Origin of the sequence: Pseudomonas sp. UBA6315, assembly GCF_002438125.1 — a bacterium.
Classification (GTDB): domain Bacteria; phylum Pseudomonadota; class Gammaproteobacteria; order Pseudomonadales; family Pseudomonadaceae; genus Aquipseudomonas; species Aquipseudomonas faucium.
The window spans coordinates 1-16677 of record NZ_DJTF01000133.1 but is presented as its reverse complement, the minus strand read 5'-3'; the positions used below and the strand labels follow the sequence as shown (position 1 = coordinate 16677).

The 16677-nt window shown below is 65.0% G+C and carries 14 protein-coding genes; 11 read left to right on the top strand and 3 right to left on the bottom strand.

Annotated elements, in window-relative coordinates; all coding sequences use genetic code 11:
- Positions 1-4: 4 nt before the first annotated feature.
- Positions 5-970 carry a 2-hydroxyacid dehydrogenase gene (locus B3E94_RS15550; RefSeq protein ID WP_286914201.1) on the bottom strand — a complete coding sequence of 322 codons (966 nt, stop codon included), beginning with the start codon at positions 968-970 and terminating at the stop codon, positions 5-7.
- A gap of 159 nt (positions 971-1129) precedes the next feature.
- Here B3E94_RS15550 and B3E94_RS15545 point away from each other — a divergent pair, with 159 nt between their 5' ends.
- From B3E94_RS15545 to B3E94_RS15500, 10 genes are all read left to right on the top strand, one after another.
- Positions 1130-2812 (top strand): fatty acid--CoA ligase, encoded by a 1683-nt coding sequence (locus B3E94_RS15545; RefSeq protein WP_236237866.1) that lies wholly within the window; start codon positions 1130-1132, stop codon positions 2810-2812.
- 331 nt (positions 2813-3143) lie between these two features.
- A complete protein-coding gene (locus B3E94_RS15540; protein ID WP_286914199.1) occupies positions 3144-5030 on the top strand; it encodes a DUF1302 domain-containing protein in 1887 nt (628 codons plus the stop codon).
- Between the two features lie 25 nt (positions 5031-5055).
- Positions 5056-6420: a DUF1329 domain-containing protein gene (locus tag B3E94_RS15535; RefSeq protein WP_286914198.1), complete on the top strand. Its 1365-nt coding sequence runs from the start codon at positions 5056-5058 to the stop codon at positions 6418-6420.
- A gap of 249 nt (positions 6421-6669) precedes the next feature.
- On the top strand, positions 6670-9387 hold the full coding sequence (locus B3E94_RS15530) for a LuxR C-terminal-related transcriptional regulator (RefSeq protein WP_286914197.1): 2718 nt from the start codon (positions 6670-6672) through the stop codon (positions 9385-9387).
- Between the two features lie 113 nt (positions 9388-9500).
- A complete protein-coding gene (locus B3E94_RS15525; RefSeq protein ID WP_286914196.1) occupies positions 9501-11108 on the top strand; it encodes a tetratricopeptide repeat-containing response regulator in 1608 nt (535 codons plus the stop codon).
- Positions 11105-11797: a sensor histidine kinase gene (locus B3E94_RS15520; RefSeq protein ID WP_236237861.1), complete on the top strand. Its 693-nt coding sequence runs from the start codon at positions 11105-11107 to the stop codon at positions 11795-11797. Before B3E94_RS15525 ends, B3E94_RS15520 begins: the two co-directional genes overlap by 4 nt.
- A 149-nt stretch (positions 11798-11946) precedes the next feature.
- A complete protein-coding gene (locus B3E94_RS15515; RefSeq protein WP_286914195.1) occupies positions 11947-12225 on the top strand; it encodes an AbrB/MazE/SpoVT family DNA-binding domain-containing protein in 279 nt (92 codons plus the stop codon).
- A complete protein-coding gene (locus B3E94_RS15510; RefSeq protein ID WP_313395548.1) occupies positions 12222-12569 on the top strand; it encodes a type II toxin-antitoxin system ChpB family toxin in 348 nt (115 codons plus the stop codon). Before B3E94_RS15515 ends, B3E94_RS15510 begins: the two co-directional genes overlap by 4 nt.
- 10 nt (positions 12570-12579) lie before the next feature.
- Positions 12580-13224, top strand: coding sequence for an MBL fold metallo-hydrolase (locus B3E94_RS15505; RefSeq protein ID WP_286914192.1), 645 nt, complete (start codon positions 12580-12582; stop codon positions 13222-13224).
- 109 nt (positions 13225-13333) lie between these two features.
- Entirely contained in the window at positions 13334-14056 is a 723-nt protein-coding gene (locus B3E94_RS15500; protein ID WP_176516831.1) for an OmpA family protein, read from the top strand.
- Between the two features lie 37 nt (positions 14057-14093).
- Here the strand turns inward: B3E94_RS15500 and pta are convergent, their stop codons facing one another.
- Both pta and B3E94_RS15490 read right to left on the bottom strand, forming a co-directional pair.
- Positions 14094-16181: a phosphate acetyltransferase gene (pta, locus tag B3E94_RS15495; protein WP_176516833.1), complete on the bottom strand. Its 2088-nt coding sequence runs from the start codon at positions 16179-16181 to the stop codon at positions 14094-14096.
- Between the two features lie 29 nt (positions 16182-16210).
- Positions 16211-16498: a DUF3565 domain-containing protein gene (locus B3E94_RS15490; protein WP_286914191.1), complete on the bottom strand. Its 288-nt coding sequence runs from the start codon at positions 16496-16498 to the stop codon at positions 16211-16213.
- A 13-nt stretch (positions 16499-16511) separates the two neighbouring features.
- Between B3E94_RS15490 and B3E94_RS15485 the strand changes: the two genes are divergently transcribed.
- Positions 16512-16677: FKBP-type peptidyl-prolyl cis-trans isomerase (locus tag B3E94_RS15485; RefSeq protein ID WP_286914225.1), on the top strand; the 166-nt coding region annotated here is incomplete at its 3' end.

Genomic DNA, 16677 nt, shown 5'->3' with positions numbered 1-16677 from the left:
GCGCTCAGCTGACCACGCGGCGCGGCTGGCCGGCGAAGAAGGCCTGGGCGTTCTCGCTGAGCTGGCCGACGATACGCTGGCGCGACTCCACCGCGCCCCAGGCGCTGTGCGGGGTGATGATCAGGCGCGGGATGCCTGCCGCCAGCAGCGGGTTGCCCTGGGTCGGCGGCTCGACGCTGAGCACGTCGGTGGCGGCGCCGCCCAGGTGGCCATTGCGCAGGGCGTCAGCCAGCGCCTGTTCGTCGATCAGCCCGCCGCGCGCGGTGTTGACCACCAGCGCACCGGGCTTGAGCAAGGCCAGCTCGCGGGCGCCGAGCATGTGCCGGGTGTGCTCGTTGAGGGGGCAGTGCAAGGTCAGGGCATCCACCTGCGGCAGTAGTTCATCCAGCGCCAGGCGGTCGTCACGCGCCGGGCGGCCGGGGATCTGCCCGCTCAGCAGGCGCATGCCGAAGGCCTCTGCCAGGCGCGCCACGGCACCGCCCAGCTCACCATGGCCGAGCAGGCCGAGGGTCTTGCCCTCCAGCTCGATGATCGGGAAGTCCAGCAGGCAGAACTGGCTGGCCTTGGCCCATTGCCCGTCTGCCACGGCCTGGTTGTAGTCGCACAGGCGCGTGGCCAGTGCCAGCAGCAGGGCCAGGGTGTGCTGGGCCACCGAGGGCGTGCCGTAGCCTTGGCAGTTGCACACGGTGATGCCCTGGGCGCGTGCCGCGGCCATGTCGACGTTGTTGGTGCCGGTGGCGGCGACCAGGATCAGCTTGAGCTGGGGGTTGGCGGCCAGCGCCTGGGCGTCGAGCATGACTTTGTTGCTCACCACCGCGACCGCGCCCTGCAGGCGTTCGGCGACCTGGTCGGGGCGGGTTGCGGCGAACAGCTGCAGTTCGTCGAACTGAGCGTGCAGCGGGGACAGGTCGAGGTCCCCGAGGTCCAGGGACTGGTGGTCGAGAAACACGGCGCGACGCGGGCTGGGCATCGGTAAGGCTCCAGTGGCAATGGCAAAGAGGGGGCAACCCGCACAATGCCACTCATACCTTCTGCCGCCAAATCATTCCTTCGGCTGATTTGGTCGTCACAATGGCGAACTACAGTTGTTCCCTGACTTGTCCGGCTCGCTTTTCAAGAAGGGATACCCATGCTGCAGACCCGCATCATCAAGCCCGCCGAGGGCGCCTATTCGTTCCCCCTGTTGATCAAGCGCCTGCTGATGTCCGGCAGCCGCTACGAAAAGACCCGCGAAATCGTCTACCGCGACCAGCTGCGGCTGACCTATCCACAACTGGGCGAGCGCATCGCGCGGCTTGCCAACGTGCTGACCGAGGCCGGGGTCAAGGCCGGTGACACCGTGGCGGTGATGGACTGGGACAGCCACCGCTACCTGGAATGCATGTTCGCCATCCCGATGATCGGCGCCGTGGTGCACACCATCAACGTGCGCCTGTCTCCCGAGCAGATCCTCTACACCATGAACCACGCCGAAGACCGCGTGGTGCTGGTCAACAGCGATTTCGTCGGGCTGTACCAGGCCATCGCCGGGCAACTGACCACGGTCGACAAGACCCTGCTGCTGACCGACGGCCCGAGCAAGACCGCCGAGCTGCCCAACCTGGTGGGCGAGTACGAGCAGTTGCTCGCCGCCGCCAGCCCGCAGTACGACTTCCCGGATTTCGACGAGAACTCGGTGGCCACCACCTTCTACACCACCGGCACCACCGGCAACCCCAAGGGCGTGTACTTCACCCATCGCCAGCTGGTGCTGCACACCCTCGCCGAGGCCTCGGTCACCGGCAGCATCGACAGCGTGCGCCTGCTGGGCAGCAACGACGTCTACATGCCGATCACGCCGATGTTCCACGTGCATGCCTGGGGCATCCCCTATGCGGCCACCATGCTGGGCATGAAGCAGGTCTACCCCGGGCGATACGAGCCAGACATGCTGATCAAGCTGTGGCGCGAAGAGAAGGTCACCTTCTCCCACTGCGTGCCAACCATCCTGCAGATGCTGCTCAACTGCCCGAGCTCGCAAGGCCAGGACTTCGGCGGCTGGAAGATCATCATCGGCGGCAGCGCGCTCAACCGTTCGCTGTACCAGGCCGCGCTGGCCCGTGGCATCCAGCTGACGGCGGCCTACGGCATGTCCGAAACCTGCCCGTTGATCTCGGCCGCGCACCTCAACGATGAGCTGCAGGCAGGCAGCGAGGACGAGCGCGTCAGCTACCGGATCAAGGCCGGTGTGCCGGTGCCGCTGGTGGAGGCGGCGATCGTCGATGGCGAAGGCAACTTCCTGCCCGCCGATGGCGAGACCCAGGGCGAGCTGGTGCTGCGCGCGCCCTGGCTGACCATGGGCTACTTCAAGGAGCCGGAAAAGAGCGAGGAGCTGTGGCAGGGCGGCTGGCTGCACACCGGTGACGTCGCCACGCTGGACGGCATGGGCTACATCGATATCCGCGACCGCATCAAGGATGTGATCAAGACCGGTGGCGAGTGGATTTCCTCCCTCGACCTCGAAGACCTGATCAGCCGCCACCCCGCCGTGCGCGAAGTGGCCGTGGTCGGGGTGGCCGACCCGCAGTGGGGCGAGCGGCCGTTCGCCCTGCTGGTGGCGCGTGACGGCCAGGTCATCGATGCCAGGACGCTCAAGGATCACCTCAAGCCATTCGTCGAAGAAGGGCACATCAACAAGTGGGCAATTCCCAGCCAGATCGCCGTTGTTACTGAAATTCCCAAGACCAGTGTCGGCAAGCTCGACAAGAAGCGCATCCGCCAGGACATCGTCCAGTGGCAGGCCAGCAACAGCGCCTTCCTGTCGACCGTATGAGCCTGCGGCGGGTCGCGTGCGTCATAACGCGACCCGCACGCTAGAGCGGTTGGTGCCTTGCCAAACGAGAAAATTACGCCATGCTTGAGCGTTGCCAATGCCCAGCCTGGATAACGTCAGGATGAAATGGCGCCGCAGCGCGCAAATCACACTTTAGAGGGATCAAGCACCTGTGCCTGCTGGCTATAGTCGGGGCCAGGGGATTTTCAGGAATGGGGGAGGGCGACACGCGCAACACGTGTCGCTGCGGGTGCAAGCCCGCATACCGGTCGCTCGGGCCGTTCTTGAAAGGACTCACTGCCATAACAAAAAAGTACATGGAGTAGCGTCGATGACATCTGCAAACACGTTCTGGCGCCGGGCCAAGCTGCCTTTGGCCGTCAGCCTTGCTTCCACGCTCGCAAGTCCTGCTTTTGCGGTCAGTTTCAACATCGGTGAAATCGAGGGCCAGTTCGACTCGTCGCTTTCCGTCGGGGCCAGCTGGTCGACCGCCAACCCGAACAAGAACCTGATCGGCGTCAACAATGGCGGCAAGGGCCTGTCGCAAACCTCTGACGATGGCCACCTCAACTTCAAGAAGGGCGAAACCTTCTCGAAGATCTTCAAGGGCATCCATGACCTTGAGCTCAAGTACGGCGACACCGGCGTGTTCGTGCGTGGCAAGTACTGGTACGACTTCGAGCTCAAGGATGAAAGCCGCCCGTTCAAGGACATCAGCGACTCCGGCCGCAAGGAAGGCGCCAAGTCCTCCGGCGCCCAGCTGCTCGACGCCTTCGTCTACCACAACTATTCCATCGGCGATCAGCCGGGTTCGGTGCGCCTGGGCAAGCAGGTGGTGAACTGGGGTGAAAGTACCTTCATCGGCGGCGGCATCAACTCGATCAACCCGATCGACGTGGCCGCCTTCCGCCGCCCCGGCGCCGAGATCAAGGAAGGCCTGATCCCGGTCAACATGTTCTACATCTCGCAGAGCCTCACCGACAACCTGTCGGCCGAAGCCTTCTACCAGATCGAATGGGACCAGACCGTCGTCGACAACTGCGGCACCTTCTTCTCCCAGCCCGACATCATCGCCGATGGCTGCACCGACAACCTGCGCGTGCTGAACAGCAGCCGTACCGTGCCGGCAGCGGCGCAGCAGTTCCTCGCCACGCGCGGCGTGAACATCAACGAAGAAGGCGTGATGGTGGCCCGTGGCGCCGACCGCGATGCCCGCGACAGCGGCCAGTTCGGCGTGGCCATGCGCTACATGTTCGAACCGCTGGACACCGAGTTCGGTGCCTACTTCATGAACTACCACAGCCGCGCGCCGATCTTCAGCGCCACCGGCGCCTCGCCATCGGTGTTCGCCGGCCTCAGCCAGCTGCCGCCGCAACTGCGGGCATTGGCGCCGCTGATCGTGGCCGGCAACTCGAAGTACTTCGTCGAGTACCCCGAGGATATCCGCCTGTATGGCCTGAGCTTCTCCACCACCTTGCCCACTGGCACCGCGTGGAGCGGTGAACTCAGCTACCGGCCGAACGCGCCGGTGCAGTTGAACACCACCGACATCCTGTTCGCCGGCGTGCGGCCGATTGGCGGGGCGCTGGCCAACGCATCGCTGCTCAACGGCACGCCAGGCCAGGACCTGCATGGCTATAACCGCAAGGAAATCACCCAGTTCCAGACCACCCTGACGCACTTCTTCGACCAGGTGATGGGCGCCAGCCGCATGACCGTGGTCGGTGAACTGGGCGTCACCCATGTCGGTGGCCTGGAGAACGCCCACGAAACCCGCTATGGCCGTGACCCGGTGTTCGGCCCCGGCCCGCTGCCCGCCACCGGCGGTGCCGATACCTGCCAGGCGCTCAATGCCAGCACCATCGCCGGTGCAGGCCCGGGAGCCTCGACCACCAACCTGAACCGCAAGTGCGAAAACGACGGCTACACCACCAGCACCTCCTGGGGTTACCGCGCGCGGGTCATCTGGGACTACAACGACGTGTTCGCCGGCATCAACCTCAAGCCGAACGTGGCCTGGTCGCATGACGTGTCCGGTTACTCGCCAGGCCCAGGCGGCAACTTCGAGGAAGGCCGCAAGGCGGTCAGCCTTGGCCTGGACGCGGAGTACCTGAATACCTACACCGCCAGCCTGTCGTACACCAACTTCTTCGACGGCAAGTACAGCACCGTGGATGATCGCGACTTCGTCGCCCTCAGCTTCGGCGTGAACTTCTAAGCACACAGATCCAGGACGACACGACATGAACAAGACCAGAAGTCTGCTGCAAGCCGGTGTGCTGGGCCTGTCCCTGCTGGCGACCGGCGTCATGGCTGCGGTTTCCGCTGATGAAGCGGCCAAGCTGGGCACTACCCTGACCCCGATGGGCGCGGAAAAGGCCGGTAACGCCGATGGCTCCATCGGCCCATGGCAGCCACTGTCCAAGACCGCGGGCAGCGTCGACGCCAAGGGCTTCCTTGCCGACCCTTATGGCAGCGAAAAACCGCTGTTCACCATCACCGCGCAGAACGTCGAGCAGTACAAGGACAAGCTGTCGCCGGGCCAGGTGGCGATGTTCAAACGCTACCCGGACACCTACAGGATCCCGGTGTACAAGACTCACCGTGGCGCCACCGTGCCTGACGACGTGTTCGCCGCCATCAAGAAGAACGCCACCAGCACCACCCTGGTCGAGGGCGGCAACGGCCTGAACAACTTCCAGACCGCCGTGCCGTTCCCGATCCCCAAAAGTGGCCTGGAGGTGATCTGGAACCACATCACCCGCTACCGTGGCGGCAGCGTCAGCCGTCTCGTGACCCAGGCAACGCCACAAAAGAACGGCGACTTCAACCCGGTGTACTTTTCCGACCAGTTCGTGTTCCGCGACAAGATGAAGGATTACGACCCGAACAACCCGGGCAACATCCTCTTCTACTTCAAGCAGGAGGTGACCGCGCCGGCGCGCCTGGCCGGTTCTGTGCTGCTGGTGTACGAGACCCTCGACCAGGTCAAGGAACCGCGCCAGGCGTGGCTCTACAACACCGGCCAGCGCCGGGTGCGCAAGGCGCCGCAGGTGTCTTACGACGGCCCGGGTACCGCTGCCGACGGCCTGCGTACCTCGGACAACCTGGACATGTTCAACGGTGCGCCCGACCGCTACGACTGGAAGCTCGAAGGCAAGAAGGAGCTGTACATCGCCTCCAACGCCTACAAGCTCGACGACCCGAAGCTCAAGTACACCGACATCATCAAGGCCGGCCACATCAACCAGGACCTGACCCGTTACGAGCTGCGCCGGGTATGGCATGTGGTCGCGACGCTCAAGCCGAGCCAGCGGCATATCTACGCCAAGCGTGACTTCTATATCGACGAGGACACCTGGCAAGCCGCGGTGATCGACCAGTATGACGGGCGCAACCAGCTGTGGCGCGTTTCCGAGGCGCATTCCCAGGACTACTACAACGTGCAGGTGCCGTGGTACACCCTGGAAGCCATCTATGACCTGCAATCGGGTCGTTACCTGGCCCTGGGCATGAAGAACGAAGAGAAGCGCTCCTACGACTTCGGCTTCAGTGCCAGCAAGGCCGACTTCCAGCCTGCCGCGCTGCGCCAGACCGGTATTCGTTGAAGCAGTAACCCCCTCCGTGTGATCTCCCAGAACGCCCCGGCTTGCCGGGGCGTTTCTGTTCTGCCTGGGCAATCACTGCGCTGAATACCCCGCCAAACCCTTGTGGCAGCCGCTGTCTATCAGCCATGTTGCGTTTTGTCGCAGTCTTTTCCTGGGTAATGGCGCCCATTGTCTTCAAATGCGCTGCGTTACCGGCTAGTCTCGCAACAATCCGTACCGCCGTTGTCTTCCAATCATAACGAGCCGGCCATGACAGATCTGTCCCGTACGCATGGATTCGCCAGCCAGGCCATGGGCCTGCTGGACGGGCGTTTCTTCCGGCCGCCTTTACCGGAAGGCCACGTCGCGCGTGCGCGCTTGTGCCAGCGCCTGCACGCGGGCCTCGCCGGGCGCCTGCTGCTGGTCAACGCCCCGGCGGGGTTCGGCAAAAGCTCCCTGGCCATCGAGTTCTGCGAGGCGTTGCCCGCCCACTGGCGCAGCCTGTGGCTCGGCCTGAGCCAGCGCGATGCCGACCCTGGCCGCTTCCTCGAGCGCCTGCTCGAAGGGCTGCAACAGTACTGCCCGGCCCTGGGCGGGCAGGCCATGGGCCTGCTGAAGATGCGCCAGCGCCATCAGCCCTTCGCCTTCGAGGAGTGGATCGACGGCCTGCTCGACGAGCTGGGACTCTACCTGCAGGCCGATACGCCCTTGCTGCTGGTACTGGACGACTATCACCTGGCCCAGGGGGCGGTACTCGACCGCTGCCTGCAGTTTTTCCTCAACCACCTGCCAAGCGGCCTGGTGTTGCTCATTACCAGCCGCCAGCGCCCGGACTGGCACCTGGCGCGGCTGCGCCTGTCGCGGCAACTGACCGAACTCAACGAACAGGACCTGCGCCTGACCGCCGATGAGGCGCTGGCCGTCATCGGCTGCCAGCCGACCGGGCTGCGCGGCCAGGCCCTGGACAACCTGATCCAGCGCAGCGACGGCTGGGTGGCCGGGCTGCGCTTCTGGCAACTGGCCGCCAGCGAAAGCGGCGACGAGCATGCCTTGCCCCAGGCGCTGCACGGGGGCGAGGGGCTGATTCGCGACTACCTGCTCGAAGAAGTCATCGACATCCTGCCGCAGGACGTGCAGGCCTTTCTGTTCGACACCGCGTGCCAGGAGCGTTTCTGCGCGGAACTCTGCGATGCCCTGCGCGAGCGCCATGACAGCGCCGTGATCCTGCGTTTCTTGCAGGCGCACCAGGTATTTCTGGTGCCGCTCGACGAGCACGGCCAGTGGTACCGTTATCACCACCTGTTCTCCGACCTGCTGCGCAGCCGCCAGTCCAGCGAGCCGCTGGCCCGCCTGCACCTGCGTGCCTGCCGCTGGTTCCAGGCCCAGGGCCTGCTCGACGAAGCCGTGGAGCAGGCTCTGCGCGCCGGCCATCTGGACGTTGCCGCCAACCTGGTGCAGAGCCTTTCGGAGGAGCAACTGCTGGCCGAGCAGAACGTCGGCATGCTGCTGCGCTGGAAGATGGACCTGCCCGACAGCCTGCTGATCAGCACCCCGCGGCTGATCGTGCTGTACAGCTGGGCCCTGGGCCTGGCTTGCCAGCTGGATGCTGCAGAAGAGCTGGCGAGCAACCTCAGCCGCTTCCTGCCCGCGCCTTCGGCCACGGCGCAGAAGTCGATGCTGGCGCAGTGGCTGGCATTGAGCGGGGTCATCGCCCGTGGCCGTGGTGATCGTCAGCGCACCCTGGCCTATTGCAGCGAAGCGCTGCAGAGCCTGCCGTGCAAGCGCTATGGGCAACGGCTGGTATGCCTGTCGACGCTGTCGAACCTGGCCATCGCCGATGCCGACTACTGGCGTGCGCGGGGCTGGAACCGCGAAGCGCTCGAGCTGGCGCAGCGGGTCGGCAACCCCTTGTTCGAGGCCCTGGCGCACTACGACCGCGCCCGCGTGCTGCATGCCCGGGGCGAGGTGCTGCGGGCACTGGAGGAGGTGAGCCAGGGGTTGCAGCGTCTGCAGGGGTTGCCGGCGCAGCGCCTGTATGCCGTGCGCGCGCGCTTGACCCTGTACGAAGGCTACCTGCTGGTATCGCGCCTGCAGCCGGCCCAGGGGCGTGCGCGCCTGCGGGCCGGGCTGGGCGAGGCGCGTGCCTGTCGCGACATCAGCGTGCTCATCGGCCACTGTGTGATCGCCGCGCTCGATGGCCGCGAGGGCCACTATGCCGAGGCGTTCGCCGAGCTGGCCGAGGCCGAGCGGCTGATGCACATCTGGGACGTGCCGCCGATTTTCTACCTGGCCATGATTACCCTGGTCAAATGCGAGCTGTGGCTGGCCCAGGGGCGTACCGACCTTGCCGAGTCGTGGTTGCTGCGCCTGGGGCAGACCTATGGCGGCGAGCATCCGGCGGCGGCGCCGGAGTTCCACCCCTTGCTGCCCTTGCACATCGAGTTGCAGCAGGCACTGCTCGAGCGGGTACAGGGGCGCAGCGACGAGGCCGAAGTACGCCTGTGTGCCCTGGTCGAGCGTGGCCAGGCCACGGGCGGCATGTTGCTGGCCTTGAGCGCGGCGTGCCAGTGGATGCTCCTGTTGCTGGCCGACGGGCGCGAGGGCGAGGCTGCCGGGCAACTGCCAATGGCCCTGGCAGCAGCCCGTGGCGGGGTGTTGCTGCCATTCCAGCGGCTGATAGAACTGCATCCGGCATGGCTGCGTGAGCAGCTGCTTGTACAGCCCGCTTGCCAGGTGCAGGCCAAGCTGCTGGCGCACCTGCCCGAGCTTGCCATGCCCGCCGCAGGTGCCGGCGAAGCGCTGAGCGGCCGTGAGCTGGCAGTGCTGGAGCTGATTGCCCAGGGCTGTTCCAACCAGCAGATCAGCGAGCGGTTGTTCATTTCCCTGCACACCGTCAAGACCCACGCCAGCCACATCAACAGCAAGCTGGGCGTGGAGCGTCGAACCCAGGCGGTGGCCCGGGCCAAGTCGCTGGGCCTGCTGGCCTGAGGCTATCGTTCAGCGTTGCGTGCAGTACCCTCATATTTCCCGACCAGCGGCCGATACAGGATTCGGCGGTATAGGCATCGCCGCACTCCCATCCTCCAACACAGGTCGAGTTGATGCTGCAGTACGGGCAAAAGAGCTTTCTGATCGTCGACGACTTCACCGACTTCCGCACCTCGACACGTTCCATGCTGCGCGAGCTGGGCGTGCGTGACGTGGACACTGCCGACAGCGGTGAGCAAGCGCTGCGCATGTGCGGGCAGAAGCGTTACGACTTCATTCTCCAGGACTTCCACCTGGGTGACGGCAAGAAGAACGGCCAGCAGGTGCTCGAGGACATGATCCTCGACAAGCTGATCAGCCATGAGTGCGTGTTCATCATGGTCACCGCCGAAAGCAGCCAGGCGATCGTGCTCAGCGCCCTCGAGCATGAGCCGGACGCCTACCTGACCAAGCCGTTCAACCGCGTCGGCCTGGCCCAGCGCCTGGACAAGCTGACCCAGCGCAAGACCTTGCTCAAGCCGATTCTCCAGGCCCTGGACCGCGGCCGCCCGGCCGAGGTGCTGGCGGCCTGTGCCGAGCTGTGCAAGAAAGACCCGCGTTTCGCGCCGCTGTGCTTGCGTTACCGGGCCGATGCCTTGCGTGCGCTGAACCGCTTCGAGGAGCTGGAGAAGTTTCTCAAGACCATCCTCGCCAGCCGCCCGCAGCCTTGGGTGTATGCCGCGCTGGGCAGCCTGATGCACAAGCGCGGCCAGCACGCCCAGGCCCAGGGGGTGTACGAGCAGGCGCTCAAAGCCTTCCCGATCATGCCCGGCCTGTACGACGGCATGGCCGATGTGCTGGTCGCCCAGGGCGACACCAAGCGTGCGCAGAACATGCTCGAAGAAGCGGTGCGCCTGTCGCCGCTGGCAGTACGCCGCCAGGCCACGCTGGGCAAGCTGGCGCTGGACAACGAAGATTTCGAGAGCGCTTCCAAGGCGTTTCGCCATGCGGTCAACCAGGGCCAGAGCTCGCGCTACAAGGACGCTGAAAGCAACCTTGGGCTGGTCCAGGCGCTGATGAACAAGAACGCCGGTTTCGGCCTCGACGCGCGTACCCGCGTCGAGATCAACACCGTGCTCAGCGAAGTGGCCAAGGACAACGCCGACGACCAGGGCCTGCAGGTGCGTGCGCGCTTGATGAAAGCCGCCAGCCTGCAGCAGGCCGGCGATGCCGAAACGGCCGCCAAGCTCACCGAGCAGGCCATTGCCCGGCTGGACAAGATGGACCAGTTCTTCTCGGTCGAGGCGGCCTTGACCGTGGCCAGGCAGTTGCAGTCACTGGGCCAGGAAAGCGCCGGCAGCACCATCCTCAAAGGCTGCGTGGAAACCTACGGCGACGACCCCAAGGTGATGCAGAGCGTGGCCAAGCTGACCGACGACCCGAGCGTGCTCGGCGCGGTCACCGAGGCGGTCGACCTCAACCGCCAGGGGGTGCGCAGCTACCAGGCCGGGCAGCTCAACGAAGCGTTGCAGATGTTCCGCAAGGCCCTGTCGCTTCAGCCGAAGAACATCAGCATCGCGCTCAACACCGCCCAGGCACTGCTGCGCATCGGCGGCGAAGCCACGCCGCCGGCCATCCTCCAGGAATGCCGCGCCTGCCTCACCAGCGTGGCCGGTATACCCGCCAGCGACAGCCGCTACGACCGCTATCGCAAATTGCACATCAAGGTGTTCGGCGCATGAGCCAGGACAATCAGGGGCTGGATTTTTCCACGGTGATCGCCTCCACCGTGCACGACCTGAAAAACTCGCTGTCAGCGCTGATCCAGTCCCACGACCAGTGGCTGGCGCGCCTGCCCGAAGAGCTGCGCGGCGGTACCGAGCAAGGCGTGATCGAGCACGAGTTCCGCCACCTCAACGGTATGCTGGTGCAGCTGCTGGGGCTGTACAAGCTGGGCGTCAACCAGCTGCCGATCTGCCCGGACTACCATGAGCTGGATGACTTCATCGAAGCTCAGTTGGCGGCCCACCAGCAAGTGCTGGAGCACAACGACATCCTCGCTACCTGGCGCATCGACAGCGACAACCCGCTGGGCTTCTTCGACCGCGAGCTGGTGGCCTCGGTGATCGCCAATGTGGTCACCAATGCCACGCGCTATGCCGGGCATGCGCTGTTGATCAGCATTGGCGAAGAAAACGATCACCTGGTCATCAGCGTCAACGACGACGGCCCCGGTTACCCGGCGCGCATGCTCGAGCGGCAGCAGGATTACGTGCAGGGCATCGAGGCGCAGGGCGGCAGCACCGGGCTTGGGCTGTACTTTGCGGCGCGCATCGCGGCGTTGCATGAACGTGACGGGGTGCGTGGGCGGATCGAGATTTCCAACGGCGGGACGCTTGGGGGTGGGTTGTTCAAGTTGTATTTGCCTTGAATGCCGAGTGAGCATTTGTAGGCCGTTTCCCAAGACTTCGTGTGGAAGCTCTTGCTGGTGAGATCCAGGCTTTTTTTGCTGGCAGGTGAGCGAAACTGTAGATACGCCGTTTCTACATTTCACTTGCAATCACTTGGAGGGTTTCTACTATGTATCTACCTTGGGAGATACTCATGCAGATCAAAATTCAGCAATGGGGCAACAGCGCCGCCATTCGCCTGCCGTCGACAGTGCTCAAACAGATGCGCCTCGGTGTCGGCTCTACCCTGAGCCTGGACACTGCAGGCGAAACGCTGGTGCTCAAACCCGTCAGGCCCAAACCCAAATACACCCTCGAAGAGCTGATGGCGCAATGTGACCTGAACGCGCCGGAGCCCGAGGACATGGCCGGCTGGAACGCCATGCCTCCATTGGGGCGTGAAGTGTGAGGCGGGGCGGGTTCGGCAGAGGCGATATCGTGCGTGTCAATCTCGACCCTACGCTAGGTCGCGAGCAGCAGGGCAGTGGGCGCCCGGCGTTGGTGATTTCGCCGGCTGCCTTCAATGCCTCGGGCCTTGCCGTGATCGTACCCATATCCCAAGGCGCGGACTTCGCCAGGCATGCCGGATTTGCCGTTACCCTCAGCGGCGCGGGCACGCAGACCCAAGGGGTGATGCTCTGCAACCAGCTTCGCACGGTCGACCTTGAAGCCCGAGGCGCCAAACGCATCGAGTCGGTTCCTGAGGGGGTGATCCTCGACGCGCTGGCTCGCATCCAAACGCTATTCGATTGATTTGACGCTCATGGAAAACACACCGCTAGCCCTCATCCGCGAAACCTTCCCCGTCGGCCCCCTGCAGTGCAACTGCACGCTGATCGGCGACCCGCTCACGCGCAAGGCCATCGTCGTCGACCCGGGCGGCGACCCGGAGAAGATTCTCGCCCGCCTGCAGGCCCACGGCCTGACCCTGGTGAGCATCATCCACACCCACGCGCACTTCGATCACTTCCTTGCGTCCGGCAAGCTCAAGGAACTCACCGGCGCCACCTTGCACCTGCACAAGGCTGACCAGGCGCTGTGGGACAACCTGGAAATACAATGCCAGATGTTCGGCGTGCCCTACACGCCAGTGCCGCCGCCAGACCGCTGGCTGGGTGACGACGAGGAACTGGCCTGTGGCTGCGGCGTCGCCTTGCACACGCCGGGGCACACCCCGGGGTCGATGAGCTTCTGGTTCGCCGACGCCAAGCTGCTGATCGCCGGCGACACCTTGTTCCGCCGGGGGATTGGCCGCACGGATTTGTGGGGTGGCGACCAACGGGCTATCGTTCGGTCGATCAAGGAGCGGCTGTATCGCCTGGATGAAGACGCGATCGTGGTCACCGGCCACGGCCCCGATACCCGCTTGGGTGACGAGATGCGCGAGAACCCGTTCGTGCGGGCATGAATCCGTATGAACATGTTTTTATGGAATTAATTCGCCTTCATGTGATCCAAGGCTGGCATCGATCCATCTGCGATCTGCCGCACAACTGAATTTTTGTAGGAGCTTGTCCATGTTCACCATGCGTCGTCTGATTATCGTCGCAACCGCTGCAGCCTTGATGACCGGCTGCGCGAGCCAGAACCCTTATGACAGCCAAGGTCAGGCACAAGGCGGCTCCACAGGGATGAGCAAGACCGCCAAGTACGGCGGCCTGGGCGCGCTGGCCGGCGCCATCGCCGGTGCTGCCATCGACCACAACAACCGCGGCAAGGGTGCACTGATCGGCGCCGCCGCAGTGGGCGCCGCGGCCGCAGGCTACGGCTACTACGCCGACAAGCAGGAAGCCGAGCTGCGCGCGCAGATGGCCAACACCGGCGTCGAAGTGCAGCGCCAGGGCGACCAGATCAAGCTGATCATGCCGGGCAACATCACCTTCGCCACCGACTCGGCGAACATCGCCCCAAGCTTCTACTCGCCGCTGAACAACCTGGCGAACTCGTTCAAGCAGTTCAACCAGAACACCATCGAAGTGGTTGGCTTCACCGACAGCACCGGCAGCCGCCAGCACAACATGGACCTGTCCCAGCGCCGTGCCCAGGCGGTCAGCAGCTACCTGACCTCGCAGGGTGTCGATGCTTCGCGCGTCTCGGTACGTGGCATGGGCCCGGACCAGCCGATCGCCAGCAACGCCGACGCCAACGGCCGGGCGCAGAACCGCCGCGTCGAGGTCAACTTGAAGCCGATCCCTGGCGCTCAGTACGACCAGCAAGGGCAGGTACAGCAGTACCCCTGACCGAACCAAATGGGGCCGCATCGCGGCCCCATTGCTTTTACTGCCGGGTGCTGGCCTGAATCGCAGTCAGGGCGATGGTATGCACGATATCGTCCACCTGCGCCCCTCTGGGCAAGTCGTTCACCGGCTTGCGCAAGCCTTGCAGCATCGGCCCCAGGCTGACCCCGTCGGTGCTGCGCTGCACCGCCTTGTGGGTGGTGTTGCCGGTATTCAGGTCGGGGAACACGAACACCGTCGCGCGCCCGGCCACTGGGCTTTGCGGCGCCAGCTGGCGGGCAATGTCCGGGTTGGCGGCAGCGTCGTACTGCAGCGGCCCGTCGATCAGCAGGCCCTGGTCCGTGGTTTGCGCCAGGCGCGTCGCTTCGCGCACCTTCTCCACCTCCTCGTCGCTTGCCGAGTCGCTTGAGTAACTGATCATCGCCACCCGCGGCGCAATGCCGAAGGCCAGTGCCGATTCGGCGCTCTGTCGGGCGATTTCCGCCAGCTCGTCGGCACTGGGATGCGGGTTCATCACGCAGTCGCCGTACACCAGCACCTGCTCGGGGAACAGCATGAAGTACACCGACGACACCAGGCTGGCGCCAGGTGCGGTCTTGATCAGCTGCAGGGCAGGGCGGATGGTATTGGCGGTGGAGTGCACCAGGCCCGAGACCAGCCCGTCGACCTCATCCAGTGCCAGCATCATGGTGCCGATCACCACCGGGTCCTCAAGCTGCTGTTCGGCCATGGGCGCGTTGAGGTTCTTGCTCTTGCGCAACTCGACCATCGGCTCCACGTAGCGCCCGCGAATCAGCTCCGGGTCGAGCACCTCAAGGTCGGCCGGCAGGGTGATGCCCTGGGCCCGGGCCACCGCCTCGACTTCCTCGGGCTTGGCCAGCAGCACGCAGCGGGCGATGCCGCGCGCCTGGCAGATCGCCGCAGCCTGCACCAGCAAAGGCTCGGCCCCTTCGGGCAGGACGATGCGCTTGTTAGCCTGCTGGGCGCGCTGGATCAACTGATAGCGGAACACCGCCGGCGACAGGCGCAGCTCGCGCGGGGTGCCGCAACGCTGATGCAGCCAGGCGGCATCGAGGTGGCTGGCGACGAAATCGGTGATGAATTCGGCGCGCTCGCGGTCATCCACCGGAATTTCCCGGTTCAGCGAATTGAGCTGGTTGGCGGTGTCGTAAGAGCCGGTGCTGACCGACAAGATCGGCAGCCCCGCCTGCAGGGCGCCACGGCACAAACCCAGAATGCGCGCATCGGGCTTGCTGTCGCTGGTCAGCAGCAGGCCGGCCAGCGGCACGCCGTTGATCGCCGCCAGGCTCACGGCGAGGATGATGTCGTCGCGGTCGCCCGGGGTGACCACCAGGGTGCCTGGGGTGAGCAGCGGCACGGTATTGGCCACGGTGCGTGCGCAGATGATGATCTTGTTCATGCGGCGCTGCTCGTAGTCGCCGGCATTGAGCACCTGGGCACCGAGCAGTTCGGCCACATCGCGGGTGCGCGGGGCGTTCAGCTCGGGCTGGTAGGGGATGCAGCCGAGCAGGCGGAAGTCGTTGCCGCGCAGCAGCGGCGAATGCTCGCGCAGGCGCGTGGCGAAGTCGGCCATGCTTTCGTCGGTGCGCACCTTGTTGAGGATCACGCCGAGCACTTTCGGGTCACGCGGGCCACCGAACAGCTGGGCCTGCAGCTCGACGCGCCCGGACAGCTCGCTGAGCACTTCGTTTTCCGGCGCCGACACCAGGATCACCTCGGCATCCAGGCTCTTGGCCAGGTGCAGGTTGACCCGCGCCGCGTAGCTGGCATGGCGCGTGGGCACCATGCCTTCGACCACCACCACGTCGTTGCCGACGCAGGCTTGCTGGTAGAGGCGGATGATCGCTTCGAGCAGTTCGTCGAGCTGGCCATCGCCGAGCATGCGCTCGACCTGGGCCAGGCTCAGGGGCATGGGCGGCTTGATGCCGTGGGTGCGGGCGACCAGCTCGGTGGAGCGCTCCGGGCCGGTGTCGCCAGGGTGCGGCTGGGCGATCGGCTTGAAGAAGCCGACCTTCAGCCCGGCGCGCTCCAGGGTGCGCACCAGGCCCAGGCTGATGGAAGTCAGGCCGACACCAAAGTCGGTCGGCGCGATGAAAAATGTCTGCATGTGCTTCTCGAAATAAGCGTTGCAAGGAATCAACGGCCAAGGGTAGCGCTATCGGCCCCCTGTGCACACCAGCCACAGGCGAAAGTCTGGCCGATGCGCTGCGCGCGTTGCGCCGGGTCGAGCACCCATGGGCGTGCCTGCCACGGCGGCTGGTGGCGCAGGTGCTGGGTGTGGCCGCAGGACAGCTCGACCACCCAGTGGCCCTCTTGGTCCTGGTGGAAGCCGGTGATCCGACTGGTGGGTCGCCCCTCGTCCGAGGTGCGTTCGCAATCAGGCGATGCCTTGGTTACACTTGTGCGTTCTACATTCTTATGCAAAAGGTCTTACCCCATGCTGATCGCCGCCAACAAGGCTGTCTCCATCGACTATACCCTGACCAACGACGCCGGGGAGGTGATTGACAGCTCCTCCGGCGGTGCGCCGCTGGTATACCTGCACGGTGCCGCCAACATCATCCCGGGCCTGGAAAAGGCGCTGGAAGGCAAGCAAGCCGGTG